The organism is Vulcanisaeta sp. JCM 16159, assembly GCF_001316265.1.
Classification (GTDB): domain Archaea; phylum Thermoproteota; class Thermoprotei; order Thermoproteales; family Thermocladiaceae; genus Vulcanisaeta.
Genome location: NZ_BBDN01000020.1, coordinates 1 through 15,082, shown reverse-complemented (window position 1 = coordinate 15,082; position 15,082 = coordinate 1). Strand labels below are relative to the sequence as shown.

The 15,082-nt window shown below is 44.8% G+C and carries 25 protein-coding genes and 1 tRNA gene; 10 read left to right on the top strand and 16 right to left on the bottom strand.

What is annotated here, in order from left to right:
• The 6 genes from JCM16159_RS12805 to JCM16159_RS12780 form a co-directional block, all read left to right on the top strand.
• Positions 1-134: 4Fe-4S binding protein (locus JCM16159_RS12805; RefSeq protein WP_243666915.1), on the top strand; the 134-nt coding region annotated here is incomplete at its 5' end.
• Positions 134-1,366: a ferredoxin oxidoreductase gene (locus JCM16159_RS12800; protein ID WP_054858069.1), complete on the top strand. Its 1,233-nt coding sequence runs from the start codon at positions 134-136 to the stop codon at positions 1,364-1,366. The genes JCM16159_RS12805 and JCM16159_RS12800, both read left to right, overlap by 1 nt.
• Positions 1,363-2,310, top strand: a complete 948-nt coding sequence (gene porB / locus JCM16159_RS12795; protein WP_054858068.1) for a pyruvate synthase subunit PorB — start codon at positions 1,363-1,365, stop codon at positions 2,308-2,310. The genes JCM16159_RS12800 and porB overlap by 4 nt, the downstream gene beginning before the upstream one ends.
• 18 nt (positions 2,311-2,328) lie before the next feature.
• Positions 2,329-2,760: a hypothetical protein gene (locus JCM16159_RS12790; protein ID WP_054858067.1), complete on the top strand. Its 432-nt coding sequence runs from the start codon at positions 2,329-2,331 to the stop codon at positions 2,758-2,760.
• A gap of 7 nt (positions 2,761-2,767) precedes the next feature.
• Positions 2,768-2,870, top strand: a tRNA-Ser gene (locus tag JCM16159_RS12785).
• A gap of 295 nt (positions 2,871-3,165) precedes the next feature.
• The gene (locus JCM16159_RS12780) at positions 3,166-3,477 is read left to right on the top strand and encodes a hypothetical protein (protein WP_054858066.1); all 312 of its coding nucleotides are present in this window, start codon (positions 3,166-3,168) and stop codon (positions 3,475-3,477) included.
• Here JCM16159_RS12780 and JCM16159_RS12775 read toward each other — a convergent pair.
• The 12 genes from JCM16159_RS12775 to JCM16159_RS18010 form a co-directional block, all read right to left on the bottom strand.
• Positions 3,472-3,909 (bottom strand): hypothetical protein, encoded by a 438-nt coding sequence (locus JCM16159_RS12775; protein WP_243666914.1) that lies wholly within the window; start codon positions 3,907-3,909, stop codon positions 3,472-3,474. The two genes, JCM16159_RS12780 and JCM16159_RS12775, sit on opposite strands and share 6 nt — an antisense overlap.
• Positions 3,909-4,040 carry a hypothetical protein gene (locus JCM16159_RS19765; protein ID WP_367834535.1) on the bottom strand — a complete coding sequence of 44 codons (132 nt, stop codon included), beginning with the start codon at positions 4,038-4,040 and terminating at the stop codon, positions 3,909-3,911. The genes JCM16159_RS12775 and JCM16159_RS19765 overlap by 1 nt, the downstream gene beginning before the upstream one ends.
• Before the next feature lie 39 nt (positions 4,041-4,079).
• Positions 4,080-4,367 carry a hypothetical protein gene (locus tag JCM16159_RS18035; protein WP_243666913.1) on the bottom strand — a complete coding sequence of 96 codons (288 nt, stop codon included), beginning with the start codon at positions 4,365-4,367 and terminating at the stop codon, positions 4,080-4,082.
• Positions 4,343-4,723, bottom strand: a complete 381-nt coding sequence (locus JCM16159_RS18030; protein ID WP_243666912.1) for a DUF58 domain-containing protein — start codon at positions 4,721-4,723, stop codon at positions 4,343-4,345. The genes JCM16159_RS18035 and JCM16159_RS18030 overlap by 25 nt, the downstream gene beginning before the upstream one ends.
• A gap of 71 nt (positions 4,724-4,794) precedes the next feature.
• On the bottom strand, positions 4,795-5,331 hold the full coding sequence (locus JCM16159_RS18025; protein ID WP_243666911.1) for a hypothetical protein: 537 nt from the start codon (positions 5,329-5,331) through the stop codon (positions 4,795-4,797).
• Between the two features lie 9 nt (positions 5,332-5,340).
• Positions 5,341-6,294, bottom strand: a complete 954-nt coding sequence (locus tag JCM16159_RS12765) for a MoxR family ATPase (RefSeq protein WP_054858065.1) — start codon at positions 6,292-6,294, stop codon at positions 5,341-5,343.
• 20 nt (positions 6,295-6,314) lie between these two features.
• A complete protein-coding gene (locus JCM16159_RS18020; protein ID WP_243666910.1) occupies positions 6,315-6,722 on the bottom strand; it encodes a hypothetical protein in 408 nt (135 codons plus the stop codon).
• A gap of 11 nt (positions 6,723-6,733) precedes the next feature.
• The gene (locus tag JCM16159_RS18015) at positions 6,734-7,393 is read right to left on the bottom strand and encodes a hypothetical protein (protein ID WP_243666909.1); all 660 of its coding nucleotides are present in this window, start codon (positions 7,391-7,393) and stop codon (positions 6,734-6,736) included.
• Positions 7,377-8,516 carry a DUF4129 domain-containing protein gene (locus JCM16159_RS12755; RefSeq protein ID WP_054858064.1) on the bottom strand — a complete coding sequence of 380 codons (1,140 nt, stop codon included), beginning with the start codon at positions 8,514-8,516 and terminating at the stop codon, positions 7,377-7,379. Before JCM16159_RS12755 ends, JCM16159_RS18015 begins: the two co-directional genes overlap by 17 nt.
• Positions 8,517-8,547: 31 nt before the next feature.
• On the bottom strand, positions 8,548-9,222 hold the full coding sequence (locus tag JCM16159_RS12750; protein ID WP_054858063.1) for a hypothetical protein: 675 nt from the start codon (positions 9,220-9,222) through the stop codon (positions 8,548-8,550).
• Between the two features lie 42 nt (positions 9,223-9,264).
• Positions 9,265-9,882 carry an MBL fold metallo-hydrolase gene (locus tag JCM16159_RS12745; RefSeq protein ID WP_243666908.1) on the bottom strand — a complete coding sequence of 206 codons (618 nt, stop codon included), beginning with the start codon at positions 9,880-9,882 and terminating at the stop codon, positions 9,265-9,267.
• Positions 9,883-9,903: 21 nt separating this feature from the next.
• A complete protein-coding gene (locus JCM16159_RS18010) occupies positions 9,904-10,071 on the bottom strand; it encodes a hypothetical protein (RefSeq protein WP_243666907.1) in 168 nt (55 codons plus the stop codon).
• A 101-nt stretch (positions 10,072-10,172) separates the two neighbouring features.
• On the opposite strand from JCM16159_RS18010, the gene JCM16159_RS12740 reads away from it, so the two are divergent.
• The 3 genes from JCM16159_RS12740 to JCM16159_RS12735 are packed head-to-tail and all read left to right on the top strand — an operon-like array spanning position 10,173 to position 12,636.
• A complete protein-coding gene (locus JCM16159_RS12740; protein ID WP_367834534.1) occupies positions 10,173-11,702 on the top strand; it encodes an AMP-binding protein in 1,530 nt (509 codons plus the stop codon).
• An 11-nt stretch (positions 11,703-11,713) separates the two neighbouring features.
• Positions 11,714-11,860: a hypothetical protein gene (locus JCM16159_RS19760; protein ID WP_367834533.1), complete on the top strand. Its 147-nt coding sequence runs from the start codon at positions 11,714-11,716 to the stop codon at positions 11,858-11,860.
• Positions 11,861-11,895: 35 nt separating this feature from the next.
• On the top strand, positions 11,896-12,636 hold the full coding sequence (locus tag JCM16159_RS12735) for an exodeoxyribonuclease III (RefSeq protein ID WP_054858062.1): 741 nt from the start codon (positions 11,896-11,898) through the stop codon (positions 12,634-12,636).
• Here the strand turns inward: JCM16159_RS12735 and JCM16159_RS12730 are convergent.
• From JCM16159_RS12730 to JCM16159_RS17995, 4 genes are read right to left on the bottom strand one after another with little or no spacing between them, the layout of a single operon-like run.
• Complete coding sequence (locus tag JCM16159_RS12730; RefSeq protein ID WP_054858061.1) at positions 12,614-12,904, bottom strand: hypothetical protein; 291 nt, start codon at positions 12,902-12,904, stop codon at positions 12,614-12,616. The genes JCM16159_RS12735 and JCM16159_RS12730 overlap by 23 nt on opposite strands.
• Before the next feature lie 18 nt (positions 12,905-12,922).
• Positions 12,923-13,105 carry a hypothetical protein gene (locus JCM16159_RS18005; RefSeq protein WP_243666906.1) on the bottom strand — a complete coding sequence of 61 codons (183 nt, stop codon included), beginning with the start codon at positions 13,103-13,105 and terminating at the stop codon, positions 12,923-12,925.
• Position 13,106: 1 nt separating this feature from the next.
• The gene (locus JCM16159_RS18000) at positions 13,107-13,475 is read right to left on the bottom strand and encodes a hypothetical protein (RefSeq protein ID WP_243666905.1); all 369 of its coding nucleotides are present in this window, start codon (positions 13,473-13,475) and stop codon (positions 13,107-13,109) included.
• A 29-nt stretch (positions 13,476-13,504) separates the two neighbouring features.
• Positions 13,505-14,332: a YeeE/YedE family protein gene (locus tag JCM16159_RS17995; protein ID WP_243666904.1), complete on the bottom strand. Its 828-nt coding sequence runs from the start codon at positions 14,330-14,332 to the stop codon at positions 13,505-13,507.
• A gap of 129 nt (positions 14,333-14,461) precedes the next feature.
• On the opposite strand from JCM16159_RS17995, the gene JCM16159_RS12720 reads away from it, so the two are divergent.
• Complete coding sequence (locus JCM16159_RS12720) at positions 14,462-14,917, top strand: 30S ribosomal protein S6e (RefSeq protein WP_054858060.1); 456 nt, start codon at positions 14,462-14,464, stop codon at positions 14,915-14,917.
• Positions 14,918-15,082 lie beyond the last annotated feature (165 nt).

Genomic DNA, 15,082 nt, shown 5'->3' with positions numbered 1-15,082 from the left:
CCTACACAACAAAGTCAGGTAGGAAGTACGACTTGACCTACGAGATTGATTATGACCACTGCAAGGGCTGCGGAATATGCGCCCACGAATGCCCAACCAAGGCAATAAAGATGGTGCCCGAGGTGACTGGATGATGGCAATTGCTAAAGCCTTAAGTGTTAGGGAGGAGGTCGTTAAGGAGAGGCTTGGATTAACATCAAACTATGCAGCAGCTTACGCAGTTAAGTCTGTTGACGTCGACGTTATTGCCGCATACCCAATAACGCCACAGACCACTATTATAGAGAAGTTGGCCGAGTTCGTAGCTAATGGCGAGATAGATGCCGAGTACATACCGGTGGAGTCCGAACACAGCGCGCTCTCGGCTGTTGTTGGCGCAGCAGCAACCGGCGCCAGGGTGTTTACTGCGACGTCGGCTCAAGGCCTTGAATTCATGCATGAGGTACTCTACATAGCGTCTGGCTTAAGGCTTCCAATAGTCATGGCCGTCCCTGGTAGGGCATTATCAGCACCAATAAGTATTCATGGTGATTACCAGGACATAATGAGTGCCAGGGATTCGGGGTGGATAGTCATGATTGCTTCTTCGGCTCAGGAGGTTTATGATTCGATAATCATGGCATATAGGATTGCGGAGGATAGCAGGGTTCTCCTGCCAGTCATGGTGTCCTACGACGGATTCCTAATGAGCCACACCACAGAACCAGTGGAGATTTACCATGAGGATTATGTCAGGAAATTCACACCAAGGAACCTAAATAGGCATAGGCTTGACCCAAGGAAGCCAATAACCATAGGAGTTATCGCAAGCCCTGATTGGTACTACGAAATCAAGTACCAGGTAATTAACGCGCTTAAGGAATCAAAGAGCATGATCAAGGAGGTCCATGATGAATTCAATAAGACCTTTGGAACAAATTACGATATCGTAGAGAGGTATATGATTGATGATGCGGACTACGTATTAATAACCTATGGAGGCGCATCAAGTGGTAACGCAAAGGAGGCGGCCATAAGGGCCAGGGAAAAAGGATTAAGGGCTGGTGTTTTAAGGATAAGGTTGTTTAGGCCGTTTCCCACGGATGAGGTAGTCAATGCCATTAAGGACGCCAAGGCGGTAGCTGTTATTGATAGGGCATTATCGCCTGGCAATACGTATGAGGGTCCCGTATTCAACGACGTAGTCTCTGCACTATACAGTAGGGGAATTGATAAGCCAATAATCTCTGTGATCCACGGCATATCCCAAAGGACAATGCTTGTTGACGACTTCTATAACCTTTATAAAACGCTTGATGAATACGCAAGGACTGGTGAATACCCAAGAAAGACAATATTCATGGGGCTAAGGGGTGGTGAGGCATGAAGATGTACTTCAGGACAATAAAGGACTTACCATTAGATGAGTACTACGGTCCTGGACAGCTGACCTGCGCTGGCTGTGGTCCTTCAATAGCCGTTAGGTGGTTACTTAAGGCGGCTGGGTCGGATGTGATTGTGGTTAATGCAACTGGCTGTATTGAGGTAACTACGACTTCGTACCCATACACCGCATGGAGCGTGCCTTACCTGCATGTGGCCTTTGAGAACTCAGCCGCGGCGGCGTCTGGCGTGGAGTCTGCGTTAAAGGTGCTTAGGAGGAAGGGTATCCTTGATACTAAGGCTAAGGTCATGGTTATCGCTGGTGATGGTGGTACTTATGATATTGGTTTGCAGGCCCTCAGTGGCATGCTTGAGCGTGGTCACGGCGTACTCTACGTACTCTACGACAATGAGGCATACATGAACACAGGAATACAAAGAAGCGGAGGAACACCGCACTTCGCCTGGACAACGACTTCGCCGGTGGGTAGTAAGTTGAGGGGTAAGGTTCAGAGGAAGAAGGACATAATGAGCATTGTGATCGGGCACCACATACCATACGCAGCAACGGCAAACATAGCCTACCCAATAGACCTGGCGAACAAGGTCAAAACAGCCCTTGATTACCTTGATGAAGGTCCTGCCTTCATACACGTACTGGCACCATGCCCACCAGGCTGGCGCTACCCGGAGGAGATGACCGTGGAAATAGCCAGGCTAGCCACAGAAACAGGCTACTTCCCACTATACGAGTGGGACCACGGCAGGATAAGGTTCAACCCACCAAGTAATGCTCACTTTGATAAGTCAAGGAGGAAGCCGATAATCGAGTACCTGAAGAGGCAGGGTAGGTTTGCGCACTTGACGGAGGAGGACATTAAGGAGATCGAGAAGGAGATCGATGAGTACTGGGACTACCTAGCAAGGCTTGCCAAGGCCTTTGGTTAAACCATGAATTGCTTTCTAATGTCCTTAAAACCACAATTTGCAGATGAAATTCTAGTAGGCAGTAAGAAATGCGAGGTCAGGACCTTTATTAGCCCGATTAGTAAGGGCGACACGGTCCTGGTTTATTACTCAAGTCCCGTGAAGGCGGTTAAGGGGTTCTTCATAGCCGGTGACTCAATCGTAGCGAGGCCGAGTGAATTAATGGAGATATTGAATAATGAGTGCAGCGACATGCCTAGGGACAACCTGGAGTACGTAGTGACCAAGTACCTAGGGTCAAGGAGGAAGATACTCATACTTAAAGTAACAAGCCCAACAACGTTCCCAGGGGCAGTAACGTTGGAGGAGTTAAGGAACCTCAACATAAGACCGCCAAGAAGCTACATGAAAATAAATAACAAGGCCTGCCAGGAAATAGTAGCAAAAGCTTTAAATCGAAAAACACAGTAAAACAACCGCCGGGGTGGCCGAGCTAGGTCCAAGGCGCGGGACTCGAGAGCAAGTCCAAGGCATCCCGTCCCCGCAAGGGGGCCCGGGTTCAAATCCCGGCCCCGGCACCACCCTTTCAATTTCTAATCTTATTGCTGAGCTATGAGTTGAGTTATTTTTATTCTGCGTTTGATTTGCCTGGTCCTGTAAGGGTTAAGGTTAAGCTTAATGTAGTGAATATTCAAATTAACATGATTATTCATTATTTTGGCAATACGTTGATTGCCTGCGCCCTGTATTAATATTGATCTGTCCTTGCTCTTCAATTTAATGATTAATGACTTAATTCTTCGGTTTCCTTAACTTATATACAGCAATTAATTTCATTAATGATTGATTTTTATACGGGTAGTTTGTTGGGTACTTGTGTCTTGTAGTGTTTACCTGGATAGGAGTTCTTTTTCAAGTGGTGAACCTATCTATATCACATTCGTTAACCTGGGTAATACCTCCGTTATGATTGGTTCGTGGCAAGTAATTGATGTGAGCGGTAGGGTGGTTTATTCAATTGAGCCTCCCCAGATTGTCATCAGCCCAAGCTCTTCCTTCGTTGTTGTTTGGTTTCAGGTTGATAATGATGGTAAGCCCGTCGGTAGGGGTAGGTATAGGGTTGTTTGGCGGCCTATGGTTAATGGTAATACCCTCGAGTGCTCCAGCGTGTTCTTTGATATTTTATGACGAGCCCCTAATTCTGGTTAGTAGGTACCTGGATATAACTATGTAAGTCACGGCGAAGATCACGAGGGCCGTGAACGGGTCTATAAGCGGTACCGTCGTTACCACTATTGCGTAGTAAATAATTAGTGATGCCGATAAGGATATTGTTAGGAATATGAGCACCCACCTGACCAATTCATTTAATGCGTATTTGACCTCATCTTCATCATAACCCCTACTGCTGAATTCCCTCATGTACCTCACGTAATTACCGTACAATTGAGATGTTATTAATGAGTATTCAATTATGACTATTGACCCATCAAATAGGGCCGGGCTTCTGAGTGGGATGAGCACTACATGGAGTATGTACGGTATATAACCCTGCGATGTTATGGATATTATTAATGCCGTTATTAATGCGACCCAGGACTCAGCTGATATATTATTCATTAAAAGCCCAATGAGCCTATTGAGATGATTAAGGCAACGAGGACCAATCCAATTAATGGATTACTAAGCATTAATATTATGAAGGGTGTTATGGGGAGTATCAATGATAATACTGCTAGGACCTGCCTCATTCTATAACCACCTGCCTAGGTATGTCGATATCCTGGCAATTAATGAGCCAACACCCTCACAAGCAGGGTCCAGGTAATCACCTTGGCATTCCTCGGCAACACCCTATACAGCCTCACCCTATCCCTAATAACCCATTGATTGCAGGGTAATCCCTTTATTAAATTCCTCATTAGTATTGTGTCGGGCACAATATCAATTATTAAGGCCCTTGTTGGTAATCTATTAATTATGCCAATGATACTCTCAATGCTCTCCCTATTCACATTTGTTACAATAATTAATGCCGGGTTAGTCTCCTGAATCAGCCTATACAGGGCTGGGTCCATGGTATAGCCTTAATGGGTAGTGCCTTCACGATCATTAACTCCCTCAATAACTTATAGTACTGCACAGTTCCCGAGCTTGGAATGACCCTTGGGCCCATTGGTATTGTCCAAAGACCAACATTATAGCCATACCTAAGCAAAACCCTACTTAGGGATAGCGTTAGGGATACCCCGTACTCAAGGGGGTTGTCCTCGACGGTCCCGTGCCTCATCCACCAACCAAGGTCTAGCAGTATTATCGTTGTCCTAAGTCCCTCCCTCTCATATTCATTAACCATGATCCTACGGTTAGGATCCCTGGCGGTTGCCTTCCAATTAATGAATTTATAGGGGTCGCCAGGTACGTAATTCCTCACAGACCGGAACTCCGTGGAATAAGGCCCAAGCCTAGACGGTGAGTACCTGGGTAGTCCCTGCCTTGGCTTAACTATGCGAGAACCCTCCTAACAATCCTAATCCTCGGTATTACCTGAACATACCCTTCAAGTTTGATGAAGCCCTTAATTGGTTCGTGGATCCCCAGGATATTGTAATATATGTAGTCAATTCCACCTAGCGAATAATTGCCTCTTTTAACGGCCCTTAATACGTACGTAAACCTCCTATTCACATCGCCAAACCCCTTAAAGATTACGTGGACGTTATTGCCCTTAATCAGTTCGAAGCCCTCGGCCATGGAGGTGCTGGGGATTGGTGGTGCCCTGATTATTAATAGGCCGAAGCCTCCGTGAACATCAACGTTTAATTCTATATTCAATTCCTCATCAACATACAAAACGCTCTTATCGGTACCAAGGGTTATCGATATTGTGGGCTTATCGCTTAGGCTCAGGGCTATTACTAGCGTAATTAGGGGAAAGAGTATAGAGAGGATGTAAAGTTTAGATGTTGTCAATACGGTGATCACGGCCATAACCATTGGAAGCAGTATTAGAAGTAGGAGTGTTTTCGAGATTTCTCTCATTAATAATCACTACCGGGGTATCGGTATCTTCTCAACATACTCCCTAACAATATCCTCACCACTTACTCCCTCCAGGGCGACCTCAGGCTTAAGCACTATCCTATGACCGAGAGTTTCAACAATAACACTCTTTATATCATCTGGTATTACGTAATCCCTACCATCAATGATAGCCATGGCCCTACCCATACTCATCAACGCTATCAATCCCCTGGGACTTGGCCCAGCGAGTACTCTGGGGTCCTTCCTAATAACGTTAAAGCTCACTATGTATTTCATGACATCATCGCTAATCTTGACGTTGCTCTCCACGAAATCCCTGATCATTAATAATTCATCGCCATTTAGCACAGTCCTCACCTGGGGTGTTGGGTCGTTACTACGCCATGAAATCCTACGCCTTAATAGCTCAACCTCATCCTTCGGGTATCCTAGTCTTATTCTTATCATGAATCTGTCTAGTTGTGCCTCTGGTAGTGGGTATGTTCCTTCGAGTTCGATGGGGTTCTGAGTGGCGATTACAATGAATGGTTGTGGAAGCTTGATGGTTTCGCCCTCAATTGTTACTTGGCCCTCCTGCATAGCCTCAAGCAAGGCAGACTGAACCTTAGGAGGAGCCCTATTAACCTCATCAGCGAGTACGAAATTTGCGAATATTGGACCAAGTACTAGCTCGAAACTGTCCTTGTCAGGTCTCCAGACCTTAGTGCCGATAATGTCGCTAGGTAGTAGGTCTGGGGTGAATTGGATCCTGCTGAACCTGAGTCCGAGAACTTTAGCGAGCATCTTTGACAGGATTGTCTTTCCAGTTCCTGGTACATCCTCGATGAGTACATGACCGCCAGCAATTATTGAAGCCAATATTTTCATGAGGACCTCCTCATCACCAACAAAGTACCTAGTCATTTCATTAATTACAGCCCTGACCCTCTCCGTTACGTAATCAATGCCAACCTTACTCATTATTAGGCCTAGGTTGAGTGTTAAGGGGAGTTAAATTTAGTATTTTTGGTGCTTAATAGCTCATTGAGCAGTTCATTAACGAGATCTATCCTTTCCTTAACCTCCATTTCAAGGATCCTCCTCTTAACCCTTCTGCAGGTTGCTACGCTTGAGTAATTAATCAATTTACTAAGCCTATTAATGATTTCTTCATAGTCTAAGCCGTCATTTGTTAATTCATGAACTAGGTACGCAATTAACTTATCCTTATTCCCACTGGTTATGAATTCCTTAATTGCCTCCTCAAAGAGTGAATACTCTGGTGATGGGACAATCCTGACCTCACGCTTATGCTTTTCATACAATTCCTCCTCAATACCCTCCACGACACCTAACCCACTGATGTATAGTCTATAGCCCGCGTATACTATGGATATTGAGGCAATCATTATGAACGCTATTAATACGTATATGTTCCATGTTGATGGTTTGGGAACCGAAAGCAGGGAATACAACAGGCCAATGCCGAAGCTGCAAGGGCCAGTGAACGTGAGTTCCCAATAATTCCACTAACATCTATGCCACGGCTCTCAATCACGGTTACTAACGCAAGCACCAGATAAACAATGGATACTGCCGCGAATGGGTAGAATAATGGCAGGTAAATAGCGCCAAATAGATAGCTAAGTCCAAGGAATACGAAGAAATACGACAAGTACTTAAGTAATGACTCGGCAAAGCCCGTCCCAACCACCTGCCTCATTGAATACCTATTAATTATCGCGCCAATTATGACCAGGGCTAAGAAATTCAACAGGTAATTTATAATGAGAGAGTACCCCCTGTAATTAGCTATTAGTATGGAGGTTAAGCCCCCAATTAATAGGTATGTGAACAATGAAGGTGCCAACAAACCCCTAAGCATATTTGCAGTGGCATTACTACGGTATCTAACGAAATCACTCACTAAAATCGTCGTTACTAAGGTTACCGTTGGTATTATTAATGCGGTAATTAGGTAAGTACCAATGGGCCTTATCAAGAACGCAAGCAATGTAAATGACGCAAGTATTACGTATGTAATTACGTACCTAATAATTGATTCATGACGCGCCCTCACAAATAATCACCCTGGCATCCCTAAAGACCCTTCCCAAGGCCCTGAGGAATTTCTCATAGTCATTCCTATCAACATCCCTAAGCCCATACCTAACCCTTTCAAATAACCTAATAATCGTATTAATTGATTCCCAATCACCATTAATAACACCATCATTAACCAATCGCTTCATCACCTCCCTAATGGTTTCCGAATCCCTAACCGTGAGACCCCCTATGTTTAATCTAACGAAATTAACAATATCATCCCCGTAATCACCAGCCCTAACGAATAAATCCTCCTCCCTATCACCAAGCCTAATGCTAATGCCGTAACAACCCCTCGAAGGCATAATTAATGAACCATTACTGATAATCCCCGGCCTCGTTACCATGACCTGAGCATCACCCCTGACAATCATAGGTAATGGATCATTGAACCTCCAAATTAATGGTAAATCCCTGGGTATCCCTAAATCAATGATGTCGTTGCCACCCCAACCATTAATCTTCTTCACAGCCTCCCCAGGGAGTAGCTCAATGTTTCTTGAGAATTTAGGGAACTCCTCATCACCGCTTTTTGGGCCTACATTAATTCTGGGACTGATCCTTGCACTGACATTAGCGGTACTACCTGGTTGATCACTTTTGCGAATTTCCCTCCTTATTATTGCCAATGAGCTGATGCCAATAATCGCAATGGCGAAGATGATAGCGATCATCATTAACAACGGTGGTATTTTCAATGGAACCACCGTATTACTCACATACTGCTGACTACTCCCCAAGCCTTCCTGTGAGCCTAAGGTACCTGGAGATCCACCACTCAATGCCTGAGAAGGCTTTGGCGTACTTACCGCTAGGTATTTCGTTATGTTTATCGATACGTTGGGCATTATTACCGGCAGTGGTATTAATGGTACGTACAACTCCGCATTACTGGTTTCATTAACTCGTTGAGGTATTGTTAAGTTTATTGGCGGTAATGTGATTGCTGGTTGTGGTAAACTCACATGAATATTTAGCGAGCTACTTCCCTGCGAACCCCTCAATTCGTTCAACTTTATTAATATGCCTATTGAGGATGTTAATAACCACGTTATTAATAATCCAATGGCCAGTATTAAAATTGCGGATTTATTCACACAATAATTCGCAAACCCTGACTTAAAATTCTTAGTGGCCTTGATTCACTTTACCAATTTCATTAAGTATCCCGCCCAAGTCAAGCATTAACAATGCAGTGCCCACACCAATGAGCAACACACCAATTAATGGCGCCTCTATCGTTAAAACACCGATTATCGTAATTAAGGCACCGATTTTAACCCTTGCCACATTAAAGTCATTACCTAACCTATATAGAGTTACCATACTTAGGATGGACCCGAGAATTCCCAGGACCAACGATACGAATAGCGGTAATGGTAGGTAAAGCGAAAATACTATGAAATACCTATTATACATTAGAATGAGCGGCTCCAGCATTACTGGCCTAGGGATTAGGGCATTTCCCACGAGCTCATTAGCCATGAGATAACCCATGTAGGCTATATTCATGAAGTACGACACTGTAACAATCACCGAGCCAACAAACCCCACTAAGTACCTCCCACTATAGCGCATCAAGTCCCTAAACCCAAGTAACCAAAATAATACTACGAGTACGTATGGTATTACCGTAGATATCAGTAGGAAGTAGGAGACCACGACCGTGAATATGTACGCAGCCATGGGCGTGATTAACAGCGATAAAAGTAATAATAATGCCAGAATAATGGCATCAGCAGATATTATGAGCAGTGACCAGCGAATATACACAATCCCACGCTCCAGAAGATCAATCGACATCCCCCAGCAATTTTAATCAAAGAAGGCTAATTTAAAACATTATTAAAACTCGATAACCAGACCAACACCACCCAATCTAAAGGCACTTGGTAAGGCATTGTGTAACGCCGCAATGCCTAGAATACCCGTGCAGTGCGTACCCACGACAACACTAGGCGATTTGCTGACTAAGTAATTAATTACCTGCTTAACCCTGTCCTCGCTCAATCCCATGAAGTGAAGCCCACCAATAATCGCGTATAGCCTACTTAACTCAGTTACCTGGAACCCATACTCCACAATATTTTCAATTCCTGAATGTCCACAACCTGTTATGGCTATCAATCCATTTATGTGTTTTATATACAACGCCATATCATCAGGCACCTCATCAGTAACCGCACCAGTATGGCTGGGGCCCCATTTCCTGGGTATCTCACCTGACACAATAACGTCGTTAGCTATCCTATGGGGCTCCCTAATCAGTACTAAATCAACACCTCTGCTCTCCAGGTACTCCCTCGTGAAGTCCACGCTTATGTCCTCGAGTTTACCGCCTTCACCGGTGGCGTAGGCTTTTGTGAATAGGTTGGTGTGTGCGATCATTTTTATGGGTCTTGACCTGGCGTTTAGGAATGCCTTGACACCGCCTGTGTGGTCGATGTGCCTATGACTGATCACCAAGTACTCCGGCTCATTAGTCTATGCCCAGTGCCTCATATTATTTAGTAATGCCGTCCCCGTAAGCCCCGTATCATATAGTATCCTATAGTCATGCACATACGCCGCAAACCCCCACTCACCCAACAACCGCCTGCTTAATGAGGATAGTTGCGTCGCGTAGTTATCCACTAATATTGTTATTTTCATAATTTTTACACTGGTTTACTTAATTTTAAGTATTAATGTATATATTTCTATATATGAGTTATATCCAGAAGTCTTATAAATTATGAGCAGGAATCACTGACATGCCGTCTGAGGAGGTTAAGTCCTTTTTCTACGACTTTCAATTGACAATAGACAAGATACTTGATTATGTAGCCACTGCCTTTCCTAATAATGAGGTTGTTTATTGGCCCCCTGGTGGCTCCAGGACGTCGGTCACCTTCACGCAACTTGCAGATAGGGTTCGAAGGGTCGCAGCAGCCTTGATGGACCTAGACCTAAAGCCAGGCAAGGCCTGGGAACTGGGTAGTAAGGTCGCGGTGCTTGAGTGGAACACCCTTAGGTACTTAGACCTTTACTACGCGGTCCCAAGTATCGGCGTTGCCCTATTCACGGTCAACGCAATGCTCGCTCCTAAGGAGATCATATACACAATGGGTGTTGCTAAGCCCGAGGTGTTCGTCGTGAATATTGATTACTTCGAACAGTTAATAAAGCCCGTGATTGATAATGTCAAGAGTATAAAGGCTGTGGTCTACATGAGTGATAGGGGTAAGGAGCCAAGCCAGGACTACGGAGTTAGGATGATACCCTACGAGGACCTCCTCAAGCATGAACCACTGAGGGAATTCCCAGAAATAGATGAAAGAACACCAGCCACATTAATGTTCACCTCAGGAACCACTGGACTACCCAAGGGAGGATACCACACCCACAGAGGACTAGTACTGCATACGTTATCCACGGCGCTCGCCGTGAAGAACCCACCCATAAACGCCTCACAGGATGATGTGGCGATGGTTCTTGTACCCATGTACCACGTTCATGCATGGGGTTGGCCATGGTCAACAATGCTTAATGGGCATAGAAGGGTCGTATACCCAGGCCGCTTTGATTGGGGTCACATACTCAAGCTAATTCATGAGGAGGAAATCACATTATCGGCAGGTGTACCGACGATACTTTACAACCTACTCAACCACCCAGACTCACCCAAATACGACCTAAGCAAGCTAAAGTTCATAGTAGGTGGTGCCGCACTTCCCGAGGGCCTGCTGAAGGCTGCCCAGGCCAGGGGAATAACCGTAATTAGCGGCTATGGCTTAACGGAAACAGCCCCAGTACTAACTATTGCGTATTTGAGGCCTGACCATAAGGACCTGCCTCCCGAGAGGAAGAATGAGATTTACCTAAGGACTGGGATTGTGATACCCCTTGTTCAGTTGCGTGTTGTTGATGAGCAGGATAGGGATGTTCCAAAGGATGGTAAGACCATCGGTGAAATCGCTGTTAGGGCTCCATGGCTATTCAGGGAGTACATTGGTGATCCAGAGAAGACTAGGAATGCGTGGCGCAATGGCTGGTTCCACACGGGTGACGCTGCGGTTTGGTTCCCCGACAATTACGTCAAGATCGCCGATAGGCTTAAGGACGTGATTAAGAGCGGCGGCGAGTGGATACCGAGCCTCAGGCTTGAGGACTTGATTAGTACTCATCCCGGTGTTAACATGGTAGCCGTTGTGGGTATTCCCCATGAGAAGTGGGGTGAGAGGCCGGTGGCCATTATAGTGCCCAAGCCTGGCTATGAGGTAGGCTCACTGAGGACGAAATAAAGAACCACCTAATGAAATACGTGGAAAAGGGAGAAATACCAAAATGGTGGGTCCCGGACAAGGTAATCTTCGTAAAGGAACTACCACTAACAAGCACAGGAAAAATAGACAAGAAGGTGCTTAGGGATCAGTATAAGAACGCACTGCTTAGTAAGTAAGTGCTTAAATCCCATCGCACTGATTAAATACGGTAATGAGGATTATTTCCTGGAATATCAATGGCTTAAGGAGTATAATGAGGAAAGGCTCGCTCGATAAGCTTCTGGGCATGGGTAATTACGATATTGTTTTACTTCAAGAAATTAGGAGTTCGGGCGATGTGCCGTTAACGATAATGGGGCTAGGCTACGAGGCATATCCATTTCCTGCCGAGAAGAAGGGCTACGCAGGTGTTATGACGCTCACGAAGATAAGGCCCATCTCCGTTATTAAGGGCCTTGGGATTAGGGAGTTTGATGCTGAGGGCAGGGTGATTACGGTCGAGTTTAATGACCTCTATGTTGTTAATGCGTACTTTCCAAGAGCCGGTGACGACCTTAGCAAGCTGAGCTTTAAAATTTCCTTCTGCACCGCCATTGAGAGGTTTTTGATTGACCTAAGGAGTAGAAAGCCTGTGATTGCATGTGGGGACTTCAACATAGCTAGGGACAGGGTTGATTCCTCATTCTGGGATGAGAAACACCCTGGCTTAACCCCTGAGGAGAGGGCTTGGCTTAATCAATTCCTTAAGGAGGGTTTCATAGATACTTTCAGAGAGCTACACCCAAGCGCGAAGGTGTTTACATGGCGTAGCTACCGAGAGAGATGGAGGGCAATGAGGATTGATTACTGCATAGTTAGCGAGGAATTGAGGAATAAGGTCGCCAAGGCCGAGGTTTTAAGTGATGTGGAGGGTTCCGACCACGTACCAGTCATGATTGAGATAAGCACCTAAGGGAGAAACCACCATGTACCAACAACTTATATACGAAACACCCATCTTCATGTCCACTACAGTAGGTTTTGCACCTGAGTTCTTCATTAACTATTTCACAGTCAATGACGCACTCATCACCACCATACTTATCGATATAACGGATACCAAGCCCGTAGACCAACGCAATTAGTAGGTAATCAATAGGCCTTAAGCCACTGACTTTAATCATTGAGTCCTTGATATCAACGTAATACTCGGAATTTTTCCTAAGGAGTTTTATAATCATTGTGAAGAATAATAATTTTTATGATTTTAAGGGAAATTCCACATTAACTGTGGAATTACCTCGAGGTCCATGCTTTAAGCCATATAGTACATATGCAGTGATTATTGCGCCGATTATTACGGCCATAAAGAACACGAAACTGCTAACAGCCATCTGCAGATTTCCGCTCAGGATATGCCCACTGGCGCAGCCATTGGCCATTCTAGCACCAAATAGGACTAAATACGCGCCTATGAATGAGGCGAGAGCCTGAGCCTGGTGTGTTACCAAACCTATTTCTCCATATGTGTGGTATCCATGGTTTGAATCCCATGAACCTCTTTGTTATGAACACTGATGATATTAAGCCGCCAAGGAACGTCCCGAGGTCGGATAGTGGTTCCCAACCAATCTCACTAAATGGCTTATCAACGGGTATTCCATTAACAATCTTTAATCCACCGAATAACTGGAAGTATGGTAAGCTCGCAGCCCAGCGTGGGTCTATGAAGTATAGTATCTGAGACCAAATCCATGCATATGTAGTTGATTCGCCAAATATCTGCCTAAGTACAATCACGGCAACAGCCACAAGCGTGAAGTCAAATGCCAGTGCAAATATTATCCTCGATGAACGGGGCTGCTGAACGGAGACAGCTCAATGACGTAATCAGGTATTTTTGGGTAATCCTCCTTAAACTCGCTAATCTCATCCTCAAGCGGCATCACTTCCTTAGTTTTACCGGTTAGGTGAAGTACGCATGCCTTACCGCCCTGCCTCCTTGGTATGAATAACCACATACTAACCATTAATAAGCCAAATATTACAGCTACGATCAATTCATCAACCTTAGTGGTTAAGCCAAACAATGTGGGCCACGTTATTGGACCAAAGTTAAGGGTGTCCCAGAAGAAGTACCTTGCTTGCCCAAAGATTAGTGACCAGGTCAATGCACCTAGTAAGCCTCCAATCACGGCATACACAGCATCCCTCCTACCTTGACCAAGCGCTATCCATATAGTTCCTGGGAAGTAGCCAGCGACGGCCACGCCAACGCCAAATAATAAGCCTCCAATGACCACACCGGGTACAAAGAAAGCCTTGATACCCCAATGTAGTACGGGAACGAATAGGTTAAGTGCATAGAGAAGAATTGCGCCAAGTCCTATGACTAATCCGAAACATACCATTAATAGTCTATCTTTCAGAGTTATTGCCTTAATTATGACATCAGGGTTCGGAAAGTCCCAAATTTCCAAGGGAATCGATAATAGTATTCCTGCAAAGATGCCGACCCACAGCGGTGCAAGAGTTATGTGATATACTAATTGCATAACGACACCACCAACAAGCATTGCTAAGGCACCTATCAAAAGTATTGATGCCACCACCCACATTGGTCTGAGACTTGCAGCACCAACCTGTATTTTCAGGGGTTTGCTGCCCATATTGGTCATAAAATCGAATTTTTAGTTATATTTAAATACTCTTATTTCAAAATTTTGACATTTCGTATTATTAGGTCGTTATTCATAATGATAGAAGTATTTTAATAACCCCTATCTACGTTCAAGTCAATGCCAACGTTTAAGTTAGTACTTAGTGACCCAATGAGTGGGAGGGCTAAGCAGTTTGAGGTTAAGGATCCAATTGCCCAGAGGTTTGTGGGTTTAAGGATTGGGGATGAGATTGATGGTGGGGTGATTAAGGAGGTCTTTGAGTTGCCGCCTGGTTTTAGGATTAGGATTACGGGTGGTAGTGGTATTGATGGCGCCCCAATGCTACCAAACATCGAGGGTGCTGTTAAGAAGTACCTACTAATGAGCGAGGGCGTTGGTTATCACCCTGAGAAGCGTGGTATGAGGAAGAGGAAGCTCGTTAGAGGCAATACAATAAGTGATCAAGTTGTCCAGGTCAACGCGGTCCTCATTTATCCAAAGGACTGGAAGGAGGGCCCCATCATACCACTTGGCGATAAGGAAGTTCAGAAGCTTAGTGGTGGTGCTGAGCAGAAGGCTGAGGAGAAGCAATGATTTTTGTCCTTATCGTCTAAACCTTAGCGATAATTCTTAACAATCTTTTGTAATCTTTCAGTGATTAATTCTGTAATTCAAGAGGATAGTAGTGATGCTAAGATCCCGTAATTGATACGGACTTTATAAATGAAAATATATCCTTATATGTTTGTCTTACTTCTT

Excerpts from the sequence above, each read along its gene's own strand:
- JCM16159_RS12800 (WP_054858069.1), top strand. The coding sequence starts at position 134 with ATGGCAATTGCTAAAGCCTTAAGTGTTAGGGAGGAGGTCGTTAAGGAG.
- porB (WP_054858068.1), top strand. The coding sequence starts at position 1,363 with ATGAAGATGTACTTCAGGACAATAAAGGACTTACCATTAGATGAGTAC.
- JCM16159_RS12790 (WP_054858067.1), top strand. The coding sequence starts at position 2,329 with ATGTCCTTAAAACCACAATTTGCAGATGAAATTCTAGTAGGCAGTAAG.
- JCM16159_RS12775 (WP_243666914.1), bottom strand. The coding sequence starts at position 3,909 with ATGAATAATATATCAGCTGAGTCCTGGGTCGCATTAATAACGGCATTA.
- JCM16159_RS19765 (WP_367834535.1), bottom strand. The coding sequence starts at position 4,040 with ATGAGGCAGGTCCTAGCAGTATTATCATTGATACTCCCCATAACACCC.
- JCM16159_RS18035 (WP_243666913.1), bottom strand. The coding sequence starts at position 4,367 with ATGGACCCAGCCCTGTATAGGCTGATTCAGGAGACTAACCCGGCATTA.
- JCM16159_RS18025 (WP_243666911.1), bottom strand. The coding sequence starts at position 5,331 with ATGAGAGAAATCTCGAAAACACTCCTACTTCTAATACTGCTTCCAATG.
- JCM16159_RS12765 (WP_054858065.1), bottom strand. The coding sequence starts at position 6,294 with ATGAGTAAGGTTGGCATTGATTACGTAACGGAGAGGGTCAGGGCTGTA.
- JCM16159_RS18020 (WP_243666910.1), bottom strand. The coding sequence starts at position 6,722 with ATGATTGCCTCAATATCCATAGTATACGCGGGCTATAGACTATACATC.
- JCM16159_RS12750 (WP_054858063.1), bottom strand. The coding sequence starts at position 9,222 with ATGTCGATTGATCTTCTGGAGCGTGGGATTGTGTATATTCGCTGGTCA.
- JCM16159_RS18010 (WP_243666907.1), bottom strand. The coding sequence starts at position 10,071 with ATGAAAATAACAATATTAGTGGATAACTACGCGACGCAACTATCCTCA.
- JCM16159_RS12740 (WP_367834534.1), top strand. The coding sequence starts at position 10,173 with ATGCCGTCTGAGGAGGTTAAGTCCTTTTTCTACGACTTTCAATTGACA.
- JCM16159_RS19760 (WP_367834533.1), top strand. The coding sequence starts at position 11,714 with ATGAAATACGTGGAAAAGGGAGAAATACCAAAATGGTGGGTCCCGGAC.
- JCM16159_RS12735 (WP_054858062.1), top strand. The coding sequence starts at position 11,896 with ATGAGGATTATTTCCTGGAATATCAATGGCTTAAGGAGTATAATGAGG.
- JCM16159_RS12730 (WP_054858061.1), bottom strand. The coding sequence starts at position 12,904 with ATGATTATAAAACTCCTTAGGAAAAATTCCGAGTATTACGTTGATATC.
- JCM16159_RS18005 (WP_243666906.1), bottom strand. The coding sequence starts at position 13,105 with ATGGCCAATGGCTGCGCCAGTGGGCATATCCTGAGCGGAAATCTGCAG.
- JCM16159_RS17995 (WP_243666904.1), bottom strand. The coding sequence starts at position 14,332 with ATGGGCAGCAAACCCCTGAAAATACAGGTTGGTGCTGCAAGTCTCAGA.
- JCM16159_RS12720 (WP_054858060.1), top strand. The coding sequence starts at position 14,462 with ATGCCAACGTTTAAGTTAGTACTTAGTGACCCAATGAGTGGGAGGGCT.